This is a genomic window from Tsukamurella sp. 1534, from assembly GCF_000312385.1.
GTDB lineage: Bacteria > Actinomycetota > Actinomycetes > Mycobacteriales > Mycobacteriaceae > Tsukamurella.
Map to the genome: position 1 here is coordinate 620,314 of NZ_HE997627.1, position 14,319 is coordinate 634,632.

Below are 14,319 nucleotides of genomic sequence, written 5' to 3' on the forward strand. Positions count from 1 at the left end.
CCGAGTTTTCGCAGGGCGGAAGCTCAGCGGGCGTCCACCCGCGCGGTGCCGGTCGCGACGATCCGGCTGGGGCCGCGCAGCCGCGTACCGTCGGGCCCGACGGTGACGGTGACGGTGCCGCCCGGAACGTGCACGTCGACGACGCCGCCCTCGCGCCCGTCGGCGCGCAGGGCCGCCACCGCGGCGGCCACGGTGCCGGTGCCGCAGGATCGGGTCTCGCCCGAACCGCGCTCGTGCACCCGCATATGCACGCCGCCGTCCGCGAGCGGGGTCAGGACCTCGACGTTCGTGCCGTTCGGGAACAGCCCGTGATCGAAGGTGGGGGCGCTCTTCACGTCGAGCTCGGCGAGGGATTCGACGGTGAGCCCGGGCACGACGCACGCGAGGTGCGGGTTACCCACGTCGACGGCGATGCCGGCCAGGTCGCGCCCGTCGACGCCCGCCGAGGAGCTGCCGAACACCCGCGCTGGCCCCATCTCGACGGTGACGTCGGCGGTGTCCGGGTCCGCGTGGTGCACGGTGACGGGGCGGCCGCCCGCCCGCGAGCCGACGGTGAACCCGCCCTCGGGCACCAGGCCCGACGAGGCGAGGAAGTGCGCGAACACGCGGACGCCGTTGCCGCACATCTCGGCGATCGAGCCGTCGGAGTTGCGGTAGTCCATGAACCAGTCCCCGCGGTCCACGCCCTCGGGCAGGCCGTCGAGCACGCCCGCATCGAGCAGATCGCCGGTGCGAGCCACGCGGAGCACCCCGTCGGCGCCGATCCCGGCGCGGCGGTCGCACAGCGCCGCCACCAGGCCCGGCGTGAGGTCGATGTCGACGCCCGGGTCCGGCAGGATCACGAAGTCGTTCTCGGTGCCGTGGCCCTTGAGGAAGTCGACGGCCCGCCCCGGGAGCGGTGCGCCCGGGCGGGACGAAGCTGCGTCGCCTGTCATGGTGCCGAGTCTACGGGCGGTCGGTACCGCCGCCGGAGGGGCGCCACGGCGGGGCGGCGTGCGCGGCGAGGGCCTCGTCGAGCAGGCCCGCGCCGGCGCCGTCGAGCCAGACGACGCGCGGGTCCCGCCGGAACCAGGACCGCTGGCGCCGCACGTACCGGCGGGTGCCGACGAAGGTGAGTTCCTGCGCGCGGTCCAGGTCGTACTCCCCGTCGAGTGCGGCCAGCACCTGCGCGTAGCCGATCGCCCGCGACGCGGTGACGCCCTCGCGCAGACCCCGTTCCTCCAGCCCGCGGACCTCGTCGACGAGGCCGTGCTCGAACATGAGGCGGGTGCGCAGTGCGATCCGCTCGTCGAGCGCCGCGGTGTCCCGGTCCACCGCGACGACCGCCGTGTCCCAGCGCGCCGGCCCGATCTCGGGCGCGGATGCGGCGAACGGCTCGCCGGTGATGGTCACGACCTCCAGGGCCCGGACGATGCGGCGACCGTCGCTGGGCAGGATCTTGGCGCCCGCGGCGGGGTCGAGCCCGGCGAGCTCGCGGTGCAGGGCGAGCGGGCCGATCTCCTCGAGCCTGCGCTCGAACCGCTCGCGCACCTCCGGATCGGTGGCGGGGAAGCTCCACTCGTCGAGCAGGGCCTGGTAGTACATCATCGATCCGCCGACGATCACGGGCGTGCGGCCCGCGGCGAGCAGCCGCTCCACGTCGCGGCGGGCCCGCTCCTGATACGTCGCGACGGTGGCGGTCTCCGTCACGTCGAGCACGTCGAGTTGGTGGTGCGCGATCCCCCGCCGCTCGGCGACCGGCAGCTTGGCGGTGCCGATGTCCATGCCGCGGTACATCTGCATCGCGTCGACGTTGACGATCTCGCCGCCGAGCCGCTCCGCGAGGTCGAGCGCGAGATCCGACTTGCCGGTCGCGGTGGGCCCCACGACGGCGACGGGGCGCACGGATCCGGCGGGGCCCGGTGCCACCGTCACGCGCGGCCCCCGGTCGCCACCAGGTAGCCCACCCCGAACGGCGCGCCGCGGTACAGGGTCCGCACGGGCGCACCGTCGAAGGCCTCGGCCGCCGCCGTCCAACCGGGATCGAGTCCGCCCCGGGGCCCGCCCGCGCACACGGCGGCGCACTGGGCGTCGAAGATCGCCGCGTCCTGCGGGTGATGTCCGCCGGGAGCGCGGGCGGTCAGGGTGTTGGGGCCGTCGAGCACGAACACGGTGCCGATCGGGCCCTCGGCCGGATCCGTGGGGCCGACGATCCGTGCCGACGGTGCGCCGCTCCCCCGCAACCAGGCGGCGATGAGCAGGGGCAGCGGCCAATCGGCGGCCGGCGGGGCATCACCCGACGGTCCGCCCGGCGCGGCCGTGACGAGGACATCGGCGCCGAAGCCCAGCAGCGTTCCGGCGCCGTCCGGCCTGGTCAACGGCTCGGCGGCGACGACACGCCAGGACGGCGCCCGGTCACCGAGCCACCGCGCCGCGGCCAGCGCGGCGGCGCGCACGGCGTCCGCGTCCGGATCACCGGGGGCGCCCACCAGCTCGGGAACGAGCAGCGGCGCGCCGGGCACGACGATGGCCGGGCCCGCTCCGGGGCCGCGTCCGGGCGTAGACGGATGCATGAGAAGAACGCTAATCGATCGCGCCGGGGAGGCCGCAGAGTGATTCAATGGTCCTCATCGGGTCGACGTCCGGAAATCCACACCGGACGTCGATCCACGACGACCGGCAGCCGTGACGCGCGGCGCAGACGAAGGGGAACACCGTGGCCGACAACGACGCGACCGAGCCGAGCGCTCCGAAGCCGCACCCCGGCCCCAAGCCGCATCCCGGCCCCAAGCCGCATCCGGGGCCCCGGCCCGCGGTCCCCCGCCCGCCGGCCGCGGCCGTGGTGCCGCCGGCGGCCCGCCCGGCCTCCGACCCGACGAAGCACGGCCGGGTCGACGACGACGGCACCGTGTACGTGATCACCTCCGGCGGCGAACGCGCCGTCGGGTCCTGGCAGGCGGGCGAATCCGCCGAGGGGCTGGCGCATTACGGCCGCAAGTACGACGAGTTGGCCACCGAGGTCGAGGTGCTCGAGGAGCGGCTCGCGAGCGGCACCAGCGACCCCAAGAAGGTGCGTTCGGCCGCGCAGCACATCGCCGACGCCCTCCCGACCGCCGCCGTGGTGGGCGACCTGGACGCGCTCGCGTCCCGCGTCGGGGCGCTGCTGACGGGCGCCGACACCGCGATCGTCACCGCGCAGGCGGACCGCGAGAAGGGCCGCGCCGAGGGCATCGCCCGCAAGGAGGCACTCGCGGCCGAGGCGGAGCAGATCGCCGCCGAATCCACCCAGTGGAAGGCCGCGGGCGACCGCATGCGGGCCCTCCTCGAGGAGTGGAAGACGATCAAGGGCGTCGACCGCAAGACCGACGACGCGCTGTGGAAGCGGTACTCCAAGGCCCGGGACGCCTTCAACAAGCGCCGCGGCGCGCACTTCGCCGAGCTCGACCGCGAGCGCGCCGGCGCGAAGGCCCGCAAGGAAGAGCTGATCGAGCAGGCCGAGAAGCTCAAGAACGACACGACGTGGGGCGAGACCTCCGCCAAGTTCCGTGACCTGCTGGCCAAGTGGAAGGCCGCCGGGCGCGCCCCGCGCGACTCCGACGACGCGCTGTGGGCGCGGTTCAAGGGCATCCAGGACGAGTTCTTCGCCGCCCGCAACGCGGCCGCGCACGAGCGGGACGCCGAGTTCGCCGAGAACGGCAAGGCGAAGCAGGCCCTCCTCGACGAGTACCGGCCGCGGATCGAGTCCTCGCAGAACCTCGGTGCCCAGAAGGCGGCGCTGCGCGAGCTTCAGGACAAGTGGGAGGCGATCGGCAAGGTCCCGCGCGAGCAGATGGGCTCCCTCGAGGCCGGGATCCGCGCGCTGGAGAAGAAGATCAAGTCGGCCGACGACACCCAGTGGCGCCGCACCGACCCCGAGGCCACCGCCCGCGCCGCGCAGTTCCGCGACCGCGTCGCGCAGTTCGAGGAGCAGGCCGACAAGGCGGAGAAGGCCGGCAAGACCAAGGACGCCACCCGGCTGCGCGAGCAGGCCCAGCAGTGGCGCGAGTGGGCCGACGCCGCCGAGAACGCCGTCGAGAACCGCTGACGCGCAGCGTATTCCCCGATGCCCTTCGTCGAGCGGATCACCGTCTCGGCCGATGCGGCGGCGGAGCTGCCCGGCTGGGTGCGCGAGGTGCCCGCGCTACGGCCGGTCCTCGCCGGCACGCCGATCCGCCTCACGGCGCCACTGACGTTCGTCGTCGGTGAGAACGGGTCCGGCAAGTCGACGCTGGTCGAAGCCGTCGCCGAGAGGTTCGGACTGGACGCCCGCGGCGGGCGGGCCTCCGTCCCCGGCGGCAACCTCGATACCGAGAAGACGCCCCTCGGCGACGCGCTGCGCCTCGAGCTGACGCACCGCGGGCTCGCCATGCGCCGCGGTCCGCGGCTCGGGCGGCAGGGCTTCTTCCTGCGTGCGGAGACCGTACTCGAGATGAACGCCCGCTTCGCCGGGTGGCCCGGCTATTGGGCCGACGACGTCAACACGCAGAGCCACGGCGAGGGCTTCTTCGGCATCTTCGACGCCATGCTGACCGAGCCGGGGTTCTACGTCCTCGACGAGCCGGAGTCGGCGCTCTCGTTCCAGTCCTGCCTGCGGCTCGTCGCCCTGCTCGGGCGGCTCCGCGACAGCGGCTCGCAGATCGTCTGCGCCACGCACTCCCCGATCCTCACCGCGGTGCCCGGCGCGCAGATCCTGGAGATGCGTCCCGACGGGCCCGCGGACGCGCGCTGGGACGACCTGGCGGTGGTCGGGCACTGGCGCCGCTTCCTGGACCACCCCGGCGGCTACCTGGACGAGCTCGTCGCGCCCGCGCCGGAGCCCGGGCCGGCTCCGCGCACCGTCGAACCCGGGGACGAGAGGGACCTGATCCGGAGACTGCGGCGCCGGATCAACGGCGAGGACTGAACGTCAGACGCCGTCGGTGGGGCGCTGCGGGCGCGGCGGCGGACGGTGGCCGATGCTGTTGTCCCTGGTGAACTTCTCCCAGTCGCGGGCGGCGTCGCGTCGCTCCTGCTCGGCGGCGAGCTGGTACGGCGTGCGCGCCCAGATGGTCTTGATCCACACGACGGCCAGGACGATCATGGCCGCCCAGCCGAGGAGCAGGCCCGCGCCGACGCCCGTGGGGGGCTCGCCGTGCAGTCCCGGGGTCTGCCGCGACCACACCGACAGCAGGCCGAACACGACGGCGACGCCGGAGCCGGCGCCGGCGATCACCGAGACGGCCCAACGGCGGGTCAGCAGCGCGGCGCCGGACGCGAGGACGCCGAACAGCAGCTCGAGCCACACGAACACCTTCGACACGATCACGAGCGAGCCCCCATCGGCGTGCTGGTCCCCCAACAGGATCTCCAGTCCCGTCAGGGTGCCGGTGTGCGGCAGCGCGAGGGAGCCGATCACCACGAGCACGGCGACGGCGGCCACCAGGATCCGCGGACCCACCTGGAATTCGCCCGCCAGCTTCCGCTCGGCGGACTCCACCTCGGACCGCAGGTCGTCGAGCTCCTCGGGGCCGCGGGGATCGTTGCTGTCGGCGTTCATGGTGTCCATTGTCCTCCCCCGGGGACCCGAGGTCTCCTACAGGGTGTCGTAGAGGGGCCCACGGTCGGTTCAGCAGGTGGAACAGCCCGTCGCCGGCGCCGCCGCGGCCGGGGGCCGGCCGATCGCCGGGAGCCCCAGGCCCACGCCCACCGGCGCGGTGACGGGGGTGATCCGGGCCTCGACGTTGTCGCCCGCCCGGGTGCGGCGGTGCGCGAGCACGCCCCCGTCGGCGACCAGGTGGTGCGGCGCCGCACCGGTGATCTCCACCTCGACCACGTCGCCGGGGCGGATGTCCTCGCGGCCCGCGAAGTGCACGAGGCGGCCGTCGCGGGCGCGGCCCGACATCCGCTTGGTCTCGGAGTCCTTTCGGCCCTCCCCCAGCGCGACCAGGAGCTCGACGGTGCGCCCGACCTGCTTCCGGTTCTCCTCCAGCGTGATCCGCTCCTGGAGTTCGATCAGCCGCATGTACCGCTTCTGCACGACCGCCTTCGGCAGTTGGTCCGGGAGGTCCGCCGCGGGCGTGCCCGGACGGATCGAGTACTGGAAGGTGAACGCGGAGCTGAACCGGGCCTTCTCGACCACGTCGAGGGTGGCCTGGAAGTCCTCCTCGGTCTCCCCCGGGAAACCGACGATGATGTCGGTGGTGATCGCGGCGTGCGGGATGCGCTCGCGGACCTTGTCGAGGATGCCCAGGAACTTGGTGCTGCGGTAGCTGCGTCGCATGTCCTTGAGCACCTTGTCGGAGCCCGACTGGAGCGGCATGTGCAGCTGCGGGCAGATGTTCGGCGTCTCGGCCATCGCGTCGATCACGTCGTCGGTGAACTCCGCCGGGTGCGGGCTGGTGAACCGGACCCGCTCCAGTCCCTCGATGCGGCCGCAGGCGCGGAGCAGGTCGGCGAACGCGCCGCGATTCCGTGGGAGGTCGGGGTCGGCGAAGTTGACGCCGTAGGCGTTGACGTTCTGGCCGAGCAGCGTGACCTCGGAGACGCCCTGGTCGACGAGGGCCTGCACCTCGGACAGGATGTCGCCCGGGCGACGGTCGACCTCCTTGCCGCGGAGGCTGGGCACGATGCAGAAGGTGCAGGTGTTGTTGCAGCCCACGGAGATGGACACCCAGCCGGCGTAGGCGCTCTCCCGGCGGGCGGGCAGCGTCGACGGGAAGGCGTCGAGCGCCTCCTTGATCTCGACCTCGGCCTCCTCGTTGTGCCGGGCGCGCTCGAGCAGCGTGGGCAGCGAGCCGATGTTGTGGGTACCGAACACCACGTCGACCCACGGGGCCTTCTTGACGACGGTGCCCTTGTCCTTCTGGGCGAGGCAGCCGCCGACGGCGATCTGCATGCCGGGGCGCTCGCGCTTGATCGGCGCGAGGTGGCTGAGGTTGCCGTACAGCTTGTTGTCCGCGTTCTCCCGCACCGCGCAGGTGTTGAACACCACCAGGTCGGCCTGCTCGCCGCCGTCCGCCCGCACGTAGCCGGCGTCCTCGAGGAGGCCGGACAGGCGCTCGGAATCGTGCACGTTCATCTGGCACCCGTACGTGCGTACCTCGTACGTGCGGGCGTCGGGGCGGCCTTCTTCGCGGCCGTCGGGGGCGGGATCGATCACCACACCAGGATATCGACGGGAGCAAATCGTCCCAGTTCGACGGGCGTGGGCGCGGGCCGACGCCCCGCTATTCCTCGCTCTCGAGCTCCTCGAGCTCGGTGGCGGACTCCGGATCGAACTCGGCACCGACCGCGGCCTGCGCGTCGATCTGCGCCTGCTGCGCCTCCGCCTTCGCCTGCGCCGCGGTCTCGTCGAGGGCGGAGGGGTCGTCGTGGTCGGTCATGCGCGCCTCCTGGTGATCAGTCCGCTCGATCCTCGCACCGGATGCGGGGTCGCGCAGATTTTCTGCCTACCAATACCGCCGACTTTACGCGGACGAAACCTCGGTGATCATAGGCTCTGCACCATGACCACTCCCGCAGCGAACGAGCCCACAAGCTCGGCTCCGATGATTGAGATCCAGTCAGCAGACAAATACTTCGGTGATCTTCACGTGCTCAAGGACATCAACTTGACCGTGCCGAGGGGCCAGGTCGTGGTGGTTCTCGGGCCGTCGGGATCCGGCAAGTCGACCCTGTGCCGCACCATCAATCGGCTGGAGCCGATCAACTCGGGCACGATCCGGATCGACGGTGCGGTGCTCCCCGAGGAGGGACGCGGGCTGGCCGCCCTGCGCGCCGACGTGGGCATGGTGTTCCAGTCGTTCAACCTCTTCTCCCACAAGTCGATCATCGACAACGTCACTCTCGCGCCGATGAAGGTGCGCAAGAAGTCGTCGGCGGACGCGCGCAAGCGGGGCATGGAGCTGCTGGACCGCGTCGGGATCGCCAGCCAGGCGGACAAGATGCCGGCCCAGCTGTCCGGCGGCCAACAGCAGCGCGTCGCCATCGCCCGCGCCCTCGCCATGGAGCCGAAGGTGATGCTGTTCGACGAGCCGACCTCGGCGCTGGACCCCGAGATGGTCAACGAGGTCCTCGACGTGATGGTGTCCCTCGCCAAGGAGGGCATGACCATGGTCGTGGTGACCCACGAGATGGGCTTCGCCCGCAAGGCCGCGGACCGCATCCTGTTCATGGCGGACGGCGCGATCGTCGAGGACACCGATCCCGAGACCTTCTTCAACAACCCGAAGTCCTCGCGCGCGAAGGACTTCCTGTCGAAGATTCTGAGCCACTGATGAACGGGCCCAAGACAATTCGCCTGCTCGCAGCGATCGTCGCGGCCATCGCGATGGCCGGCGGCCTGGTCGCCTGCGGCAGCACAGGACCCCGCGACCTGCTCAAGTCGATCGAATCGGGCTCGGTGCTGCTCGGCACCAAGTACGACCAGCCCGGTCTCGGTCTGCGCAATCCCGACAAGTCGATGACGGGCTTCGACGTGGACGTCAGCTCCTACGTCGTGAAGTCGATCGCGAAGGCGAACGGCTGGAAGGAGCCCAAGATCCGCTGGCGCGAGACCCCGTCGGCGCAGCGCGAGACGCTCATCAACAACGGCGAGGTCGACATGATCGCCGCCACCTACTCGATCAACGCGGCCCGTTCGAAGAAGGTCGACTTCGCCGGCCCGTACCTCGTGGTGCGGCAGGGCCTGCTGGTCCGCGGCGACGACGCGAGCCTCAAGCAGCTGACGGACCTCAACAACGGCAAGAAGCTGTGCTCGGCCGCCGGTTCGACGTCCGCGCAGAACGTCAAGGCGCAGCTCCCCGGCGTGCAGTTGCAGGAGTTCGACTCGTACTCCACCTGCACCGAGGCGCTGCACCAGGGCAGCATCGACGCCCTCACCACCGACGAGTCGATCCTCGCCGGGTTCAACCAGCAGTACGGCGGCGAGTTCCGGGTGGTCGACATGACCTACATCGCCGACCAGTGCATCAAGGGCGCGCAGAAGAAGGCCGGCAGCCCGTTCTCCACGGAGCGCTACGGCATCGGCATCCCCAAGAAGAAGCCCCAGGTGCAGGCCGCGATCAACACCGCGATCAACGAGATGATCTCCGACGGCAGCTGGGAGAAGGCGCTGCGGAAGAACCTCGGTGATTCGGAGACCCAGCGTCTCATCGATCGCGCGGGCGGATTCGACAAGTTCAAGCCCTCGGTGGGAGACCTCGCGTTCGTGAGCTCCCCCTCGACGAAGTGCGGAGGTGCCTCGTGACCACCATGTGGGACTACATGGGGCCCCTGCTGTGGCCCGCGTTCTGGATGACGATCAAGCTCACGTTCTTCTCCGGCGTGATCGCCCTCGTGTGGGGGATGATCCTGGCCGGCATGGCCGTCGGGCCCGTCCCGATCATGCGGTCGTTCGCCAACTTCTACGTCAACGTCGTGCGCAACACCCCGCTCACGCTGATCATCCTGTTCTGCTGGATGGGCCTGTTCATGATGTTGGGGTTCACGCTGGCACCGCAGAACGACAGCTTCGTCCGGGACAACAACTTCCGGCTCGCCGTACTCGGCCTGTCCTTCTACACCGCGGCGTTCGTCTGTGAGACGCTCCGCGCCGGCATCAACACGGTGCCCGTCGGCCAGGCCGAGGCCGCGCGCGCCCTCGGCCTCCCCTTCTTCACCGTGTTCGGGACCATCGTTCTGCCGCAGGCGGTCCGGGCGGTCATCGCCCCGATGGGCAGCGTCCTCATCGCGTTGACGAAGAACAGTACGATCGCCTCGGTGATCGGCGTCTCCGAGGCGGCGTTGCTCATGAAGTCGTCGGTGGAGACGTATCCGGACTCCATCTACACGATCTTCGCGATCATCGCCGTCGGCTTCGTGGCCCTCACGCTTCCGATCGGCCTCCTGTTCACCTACCTCGCCAACCGACTGGCGGTGAAGCGATGACGAACCCGAACCCCGTCGACCTCCCGAACCCCGTGAACGACATTCCCCCGAAGGCGCCCAAGATCAATCCGAAGCAGAAGGGCAGCGTGCTGTTCGACGCCCGCGGCCCCAAACAGCAGCGGCGCGACCAGATCGTCGCCGTCGGTTTCATCGCCGCCGTCGTCGCGTTCGCGGCGTGGATGCTGTGGGTGATGAACAGCAAGGGCCAGCTCGCCTGGTCCAAGTGGGAGATGATCGTCGACTCCCGCTTCTGGACGACGTACCTGCTGCCCGGCCTGTGGGGAACCCTGCTGGCCGCGGTCGTGTCGATCGTCTTCGCCCTCGTGCTCGGCACGGTGCTGGGCCTGGGGCGGCTCTCCGACCACCGGGCCGTGCGGTGGATCAGCGGCGCCGTCGTGGAGCTGTTCCGCGCCATCCCGGTGCTGATCCTGATCCTGTTCGCCTACTACGCGTTCGCGGCCGCATCGCTGTTCCCGTCGGCGCAGCTCGCGTTCGCGGCCGTGGTGTTCGGCCTCACGATGTACAACGGCTCGGTCATCGCCGAGATCATCCGCTCCGGCATCAACTCGCTGCCCAAGGGGCAGTCGGAGGCCGCGTCCGCGCTGGGCCTGAGAAAGAATCAGCTCATGCGGCTGATCCTGCTGCCGCAGGCGATCACGGCGATGCTGCCCGCCCTGATCTCGCAGATGGTGGTCGCCCTGAAGGACTCCGCGCTGGGCTACATCATCGGCTACACCGAGATCGTCCGCCAGGGCATCCAGGCGGGCATCACGTACCGGTCGCTGTTCGTCGCGCTCATCGTGGTGGCGGTCATCATGATCCTCATCAACTACGGCCTGACCCGGCTCGCCCGGTGGGTCGAGCGGACGTTGCGCGAGCGCCGCAGCCGCTGACGCGAGGAACGTTCGGCGCCCCCGGAGACGATTTCCGGGGGCGCCTTCCGTTCGTGCTGCGCGGGTCCGCCCGACGGTGCCGGGCCCGCGTTCAGAGGTAGGGCCGGGTGAGCAGCTCGACGCCGTGGCCGGCGGGGTCCCGGACGTACACGCCCCGCCCGCCGTGCTCGTGGTTGATCTCGCCCGGCCGCTTCCAGAACGGGTCGGCGGCGTGGTCGACGCCGTTCGCGGTGATCCAGCCGTAGGCGCGGTCGAACAGGTCGTCGTCGACGAGGAACGCGTAGTGCTGCATCTGGATCTCGTCGACCGGCGGCGCGGCGAACTGCAGCAGCACCCCGCCGTCGAGGGTCAGGTTGGTGAACGGGCCCCAGGACGGGGCGTCGCTCGCCTCGAGGAGTGCGCGGTAGAACGCGGCGGACTGCTCACCATCCTCGGACACGATGATGGTGTGGTTGAAACGTGCTGACACGGTTTTCCTTTCGTGGGTCGGTAGAGGGTTCTCCGTCCGTCCCCACGGCGGCCCGCGCGCCGTCAACCGGTCGCCGGATCGCCTCTCCGTGTGTGGCGCGTGGCCGTTCCGGCAGTCATAGCGTAGAGATTAGCGCCGCGCCCACGAAATAGCGATGCCCCCGGAGTGATCTCCGAGGGCATCACCGAGAAAGGGGATCCGCTCCCCTGGTTCGATCCGCCGGGCTATTCCGCAGCGGCCTTCTCGCGGATCGCGTCGAGCACGACGGACAGCGCGAGCGACGGGTGGTACCCGCGGCGGGCGAGCATGCCGACGAGCCGCTGGGTCAGTTTGTCCCGCTCCGCGCGGTCCTCGGGGACATCGATACGAACGAGCTTGCGCTCCACCAACTCCGCGGCGCGCTCCTGCTCGTCCTCACGGCTGACGGTCTCCAGCGCCGCGGCGGCCTCCGCCTCGCCGACCCCCTTGGCACGCAGCTCCTGAGCGAGCGCACGGCGCCCACGGCCGGAGAAGGTGTGCCGCGATTCGACCCAGCGCTGCGCGAACGCGGCATCGTCCACCAGCCCGGCCTCGACGAATTTGTCGAGCATGCGCTCGGTCAGTTCCTCGTCGAAACCGCGGCGCCCGAGCTTCGTGCGGAGCTCCGACCGGGAGTGATCTCGCATACCGAGCGCCCGGTAGATCACGTCCCGCGCCAATGCCTCGCGTTTGGCGGGGTCCTGCTCCACCTGCTGCTGCGGCTCGGCACCGTCGGGCGATTCCCGGCGACGCCGACCGCGACGCCGCCCCCGGGAGACGACCTCATCGTCCGAGTAGTCGGACATGGCTACTAGAACTCGACGGGCGCGGGAGCGATCTCGTCGGCGTCGACGGTGACATCCGCACCGACGCCGAGCTTCTCCTTGATCCGCTTCTCGATCTCGTCGCGGACGTCCGGGTTCTCCAGCAGGAACTTGCGGGCGTTCTCCTTGCCCTGGCCCAGCTGGTCACCGTCGTAGGTGTACCAGGAGCCGGACTTGCGGATGAAGCCCTCGTTCACGCCCATGTCGATGATCGAGCCCTCACGGCTGATGCCCTGGCCGTAGATGATGTCGAACTCGGCCTGCTTGAACGGCGGCGACACCTTGTTCTTGACGACCTTGACCCGGGTGCGGTTGCCCACCGCGTCCGTGCCGTCCTTGAGGGTCTCGATGCGGCGGACGTCCAGGCGGACCGAGGCGTAGAACTTCAGCGCCTTACCGCCCGTGGTGGTCTCGGGCGATCCGAACATGACGCCGATCTTCTCGCGCAGCTGGTTGATGAAGATGGCGGTGGTGCCGGAGTTGTTCATGGCGCCGGTCATCTTGCGGAGCGCCTGGCTCATGAGGCGGGCCTGCAGGCCGACGTGGCTGTCGCCCATCTCGCCCTCGATCTCGGCCTTGGGGACCAGCGCGGCCACCGAGTCGATGACGATGATGTCCAGCGCGCCGGAGCGGATCAGCATGTCCGCGATCTCGAGCGCCTGCTCACCGGTATCCGGCTGGGACACCAGCAGCGCATCGGTATCGACGCCGAGCTTGGCCGCGTAGTCGGGATCGAGCGCGTGCTCCGCATCGATGAACGCGGCGATGCCGCCGTTGGCCTGCGCCTCGGCGACGGCGTGCAGGGCGACGGTGGTCTTACCCGAGGACTCCGGGCCGTACACCTCGATCACACGGCCTCGCGGCAGGCCGCCGATGCCGAGCGCCACGTCCAGCGCGATCGACCCGGTGGGGATCACCGAGATGGGCTGGCGGACCTCGTCCCCGAGGCGCATGACCGAGCCCTTGCCGTAGCTCTTGTCGATCTGGGCGAGAGCCAGTTCGAGGGCCTTCTCGCGATCCGGTGCTGCAGGTGCCATGAGACTCTCCGTCCTTCGGGCCGACAGTGCCGCCGGCGCGTTCTCTTGTTGCCTGGGACGCTAGAGAGGGCCACTGACAAGTTTTGACATCGCCACACGCGGCGCGTCTCGTCGGCTCGCTTTCACGTCGAACACGATCGACTATAGGCGAACCTCCGTTCGAAGCAAGCATCGAACGCGCGACACGCCGGGTGAGTCCGCGCGGGCCGAGGCGGCGGCTCGCGATCACCCTCCGAACAGCGCTTTCTCCGCTCACCGTGCGGGCGCCCGGCAACCGTCGACGTGAGGTGACGCTTGAGGCGCGAACGGCCGTGGGACCCCGCCCTCGGCGCCGGGCGGGTCCGCCGCCTCACCGAGAGTCCTGCCGGACTCGCCGGACTCGCTTAGGCTGGCCGCCGTGAACTGGGACGACTACGACGCCGCGCTCTTCGACCTCGACGGTGTGCTGACCCCGACGGCACAGGTGCACATGCACGCCTGGGATCGCATGTTCAACGAGTTCCTCCGCGGACGCGGGATCGAGGAGCCCTACACCGAGGCCGACTACTTCGAGTACGTCGACGGCAAGCCCCGCTACGACGGGGTCCGCTCGTTCCTCGCCTCGCGTGGCATCACCCTGCCCGACGGCACCCCGGACGACCCGCCCGAGTCCGAGACCGTGTGCGGCCTCGGCAACCGCAAGAACGCGGAGTTCACCCACATCCTCACCACCGACGGCGTCCGGGCCTATCCGGCGTCGGTGCGCCTGCTCGACGCCCTCGCCGAACGCGGCACCGCGGTGGCCGTCGTGTCCTCGTCCCGGAACGCCCCCGCCGTCCTGCACGCCGCCGGACTCGCGGACCGGTTCGAGATCGTCATCGACGGGGAGGTGGGCACGCGGGAGAACCTGCCCGGCAAGCCCGCGCCCGACACCTTCCTCGTCGCCGCCGAACGGCTGGGCGCGCCCCGCGACCGCGCGGTGGTGTTCGAGGACGCCACCTCGGGCGTGGCGGCCGGCCGGGCCGGGGACTTCGGCCTGGTCGTGGGCGTCGACCGCGGCGTCGGCGCGGACGCCCTCGTGGCGGCCGGCGCCGACGTGGTGGTCGCCGAACTGGACGAACTGCTCTAACCCGGCGCGCGTCCCGCATCCGGCGCGCACCGTCACCGTCGAAGCG

The 14,319-nt window shown here is 70.7% G+C and carries 16 protein-coding genes; 7 read left to right on the forward strand and 9 right to left on the reverse strand.

Annotation, left to right across the window (positions count from 1 at the left end; genetic code table 11):
* Positions 1–23: 23 nt before the first annotated feature.
* The 3 genes from dapF to BN39_RS15375 are packed head-to-tail and all read right to left on the reverse strand — an operon-like array spanning position 24 to position 2,552.
* Positions 24–935, reverse strand: a complete 912-nt coding sequence (gene dapF / locus BN39_RS15365) for a diaminopimelate epimerase (RefSeq protein ID WP_019203317.1) — start codon at positions 933–935, stop codon at positions 24–26.
* A gap of 10 nt (positions 936–945) precedes the next feature.
* Positions 946–1,908 carry a tRNA (adenosine(37)-N6)-dimethylallyltransferase MiaA gene (miaA, locus tag BN39_RS15370; RefSeq protein WP_040768461.1) on the reverse strand — a complete coding sequence of 321 codons (963 nt, stop codon included), beginning with the start codon at positions 1,906–1,908 and terminating at the stop codon, positions 946–948.
* A 2-nt stretch (positions 1,909–1,910) separates the two neighbouring features.
* Entirely contained in the window at positions 1,911–2,552 is a 642-nt protein-coding gene (locus BN39_RS15375) for a hypothetical protein (RefSeq protein ID WP_019203319.1), read from the reverse strand.
* Between the two features lie 143 nt (positions 2,553–2,695).
* Between BN39_RS15375 and BN39_RS15380 the strand changes: the two genes are divergently transcribed.
* Positions 2,696–4,063: a DUF349 domain-containing protein gene (locus BN39_RS15380; RefSeq protein WP_019203320.1), complete on the forward strand. Its 1,368-nt coding sequence runs from the start codon at positions 2,696–2,698 to the stop codon at positions 4,061–4,063.
* Between the two features lie 18 nt (positions 4,064–4,081).
* A complete protein-coding gene (locus tag BN39_RS15385) occupies positions 4,082–4,921 on the forward strand; it encodes an AAA family ATPase (RefSeq protein WP_019203321.1) in 840 nt (279 codons plus the stop codon).
* Between the two features lie 3 nt (positions 4,922–4,924).
* On the opposite strand, the gene BN39_RS15390 is transcribed toward BN39_RS15385, so the two are convergent.
* The 3 genes from BN39_RS15390 to BN39_RS23540 form a co-directional block, all read right to left on the reverse strand.
* The gene (locus BN39_RS15390; protein ID WP_192814870.1) at positions 4,925–5,554 is read right to left on the reverse strand and encodes a hypothetical protein; all 630 of its coding nucleotides are present in this window, start codon (positions 5,552–5,554) and stop codon (positions 4,925–4,927) included.
* A gap of 69 nt (positions 5,555–5,623) precedes the next feature.
* Positions 5,624–7,156, reverse strand: a complete 1,533-nt coding sequence (gene miaB / locus BN39_RS15395) for a tRNA (N6-isopentenyl adenosine(37)-C2)-methylthiotransferase MiaB (RefSeq protein ID WP_256378492.1) — start codon at positions 7,154–7,156, stop codon at positions 5,624–5,626.
* A gap of 67 nt (positions 7,157–7,223) precedes the next feature.
* Complete coding sequence (locus BN39_RS23540; protein WP_019203324.1) at positions 7,224–7,379, reverse strand: hypothetical protein; 156 nt, start codon at positions 7,377–7,379, stop codon at positions 7,224–7,226.
* Positions 7,380–7,544: 165 nt separating this feature from the next.
* Here BN39_RS23540 and BN39_RS15400 point away from each other — a divergent pair, with 165 nt between their 5' ends.
* The 4 genes from BN39_RS15400 to BN39_RS15415 are packed head-to-tail and all read left to right on the forward strand — an operon-like array spanning position 7,545 to position 10,817.
* The gene (locus BN39_RS15400; RefSeq protein WP_019203325.1) at positions 7,545–8,273 is read left to right on the forward strand and encodes an amino acid ABC transporter ATP-binding protein; all 729 of its coding nucleotides are present in this window, start codon (positions 7,545–7,547) and stop codon (positions 8,271–8,273) included.
* Positions 8,273–9,244: a glutamate ABC transporter substrate-binding protein gene (locus BN39_RS15405; RefSeq protein ID WP_019203326.1), complete on the forward strand. Its 972-nt coding sequence runs from the start codon at positions 8,273–8,275 to the stop codon at positions 9,242–9,244. Before BN39_RS15400 ends, BN39_RS15405 begins: the two co-directional genes overlap by 1 nt.
* Positions 9,241–9,924, forward strand: a complete 684-nt coding sequence (locus tag BN39_RS15410; RefSeq protein ID WP_019203327.1) for an amino acid ABC transporter permease — start codon at positions 9,241–9,243, stop codon at positions 9,922–9,924. The genes BN39_RS15405 and BN39_RS15410 overlap by 4 nt, the downstream gene beginning before the upstream one ends.
* Positions 9,921–10,817, forward strand: coding sequence for an amino acid ABC transporter permease (locus tag BN39_RS15415; protein ID WP_019203328.1), 897 nt, complete (start codon positions 9,921–9,923; stop codon positions 10,815–10,817). The genes BN39_RS15410 and BN39_RS15415 overlap by 4 nt, the downstream gene beginning before the upstream one ends.
* 91 nt (positions 10,818–10,908) lie before the next feature.
* On the opposite strand, the gene BN39_RS15420 is transcribed toward BN39_RS15415, so the two are convergent.
* From BN39_RS15420 to recA, 3 genes are all read right to left on the reverse strand, one after another.
* Entirely contained in the window at positions 10,909–11,286 is a 378-nt protein-coding gene (locus BN39_RS15420; protein WP_019203329.1) for a VOC family protein, read from the reverse strand.
* Between the two features lie 224 nt (positions 11,287–11,510).
* The gene (locus tag BN39_RS15425) at positions 11,511–12,110 is read right to left on the reverse strand and encodes a regulatory protein RecX (protein ID WP_019203330.1); all 600 of its coding nucleotides are present in this window, start codon (positions 12,108–12,110) and stop codon (positions 11,511–11,513) included.
* A 5-nt stretch (positions 12,111–12,115) separates the two neighbouring features.
* A complete protein-coding gene (recA, locus tag BN39_RS15430; RefSeq protein WP_019203331.1) occupies positions 12,116–13,165 on the reverse strand; it encodes a recombinase RecA in 1,050 nt (349 codons plus the stop codon).
* Positions 13,166–13,562: 397 nt separating this feature from the next.
* Between recA and BN39_RS15435 the strand changes: the two genes are divergently transcribed.
* Entirely contained in the window at positions 13,563–14,273 is a 711-nt protein-coding gene (locus tag BN39_RS15435) for a beta-phosphoglucomutase family hydrolase (RefSeq protein WP_019203332.1), read from the forward strand.
* Positions 14,274–14,319: the final 46 nt, after the last annotated feature.

Excerpts from the sequence above, each read along its gene's own strand:
- dapF (WP_019203317.1), bottom strand. The coding sequence starts at position 935 with ATGACAGGCGACGCAGCTTCGTCCCGCCCGGGCGCACCGCTCCCGGGG.
- BN39_RS15375 (WP_019203319.1), bottom strand. The coding sequence starts at position 2,552 with ATGCATCCGTCTACGCCCGGACGCGGCCCCGGAGCGGGCCCGGCCATC.
- BN39_RS15385 (WP_019203321.1), top strand. The coding sequence starts at position 4,082 with ATGCCCTTCGTCGAGCGGATCACCGTCTCGGCCGATGCGGCGGCGGAG.
- BN39_RS15390 (WP_192814870.1), bottom strand. The coding sequence starts at position 5,554 with ATGAACGCCGACAGCAACGATCCCCGCGGCCCCGAGGAGCTCGACGAC.
- BN39_RS23540 (WP_019203324.1), bottom strand. The coding sequence starts at position 7,379 with ATGACCGACCACGACGACCCCTCCGCCCTCGACGAGACCGCGGCGCAG.
- BN39_RS15400 (WP_019203325.1), top strand. The coding sequence starts at position 7,545 with ATGATTGAGATCCAGTCAGCAGACAAATACTTCGGTGATCTTCACGTG.
- BN39_RS15405 (WP_019203326.1), top strand. The coding sequence starts at position 8,273 with ATGAACGGGCCCAAGACAATTCGCCTGCTCGCAGCGATCGTCGCGGCC.
- BN39_RS15415 (WP_019203328.1), top strand. The coding sequence starts at position 9,921 with ATGACGAACCCGAACCCCGTCGACCTCCCGAACCCCGTGAACGACATT.
- BN39_RS15425 (WP_019203330.1), bottom strand. The coding sequence starts at position 12,110 with ATGTCCGACTACTCGGACGATGAGGTCGTCTCCCGGGGGCGGCGTCGC.
- recA (WP_019203331.1), bottom strand. The coding sequence starts at position 13,165 with ATGGCACCTGCAGCACCGGATCGCGAGAAGGCCCTCGAACTGGCTCTC.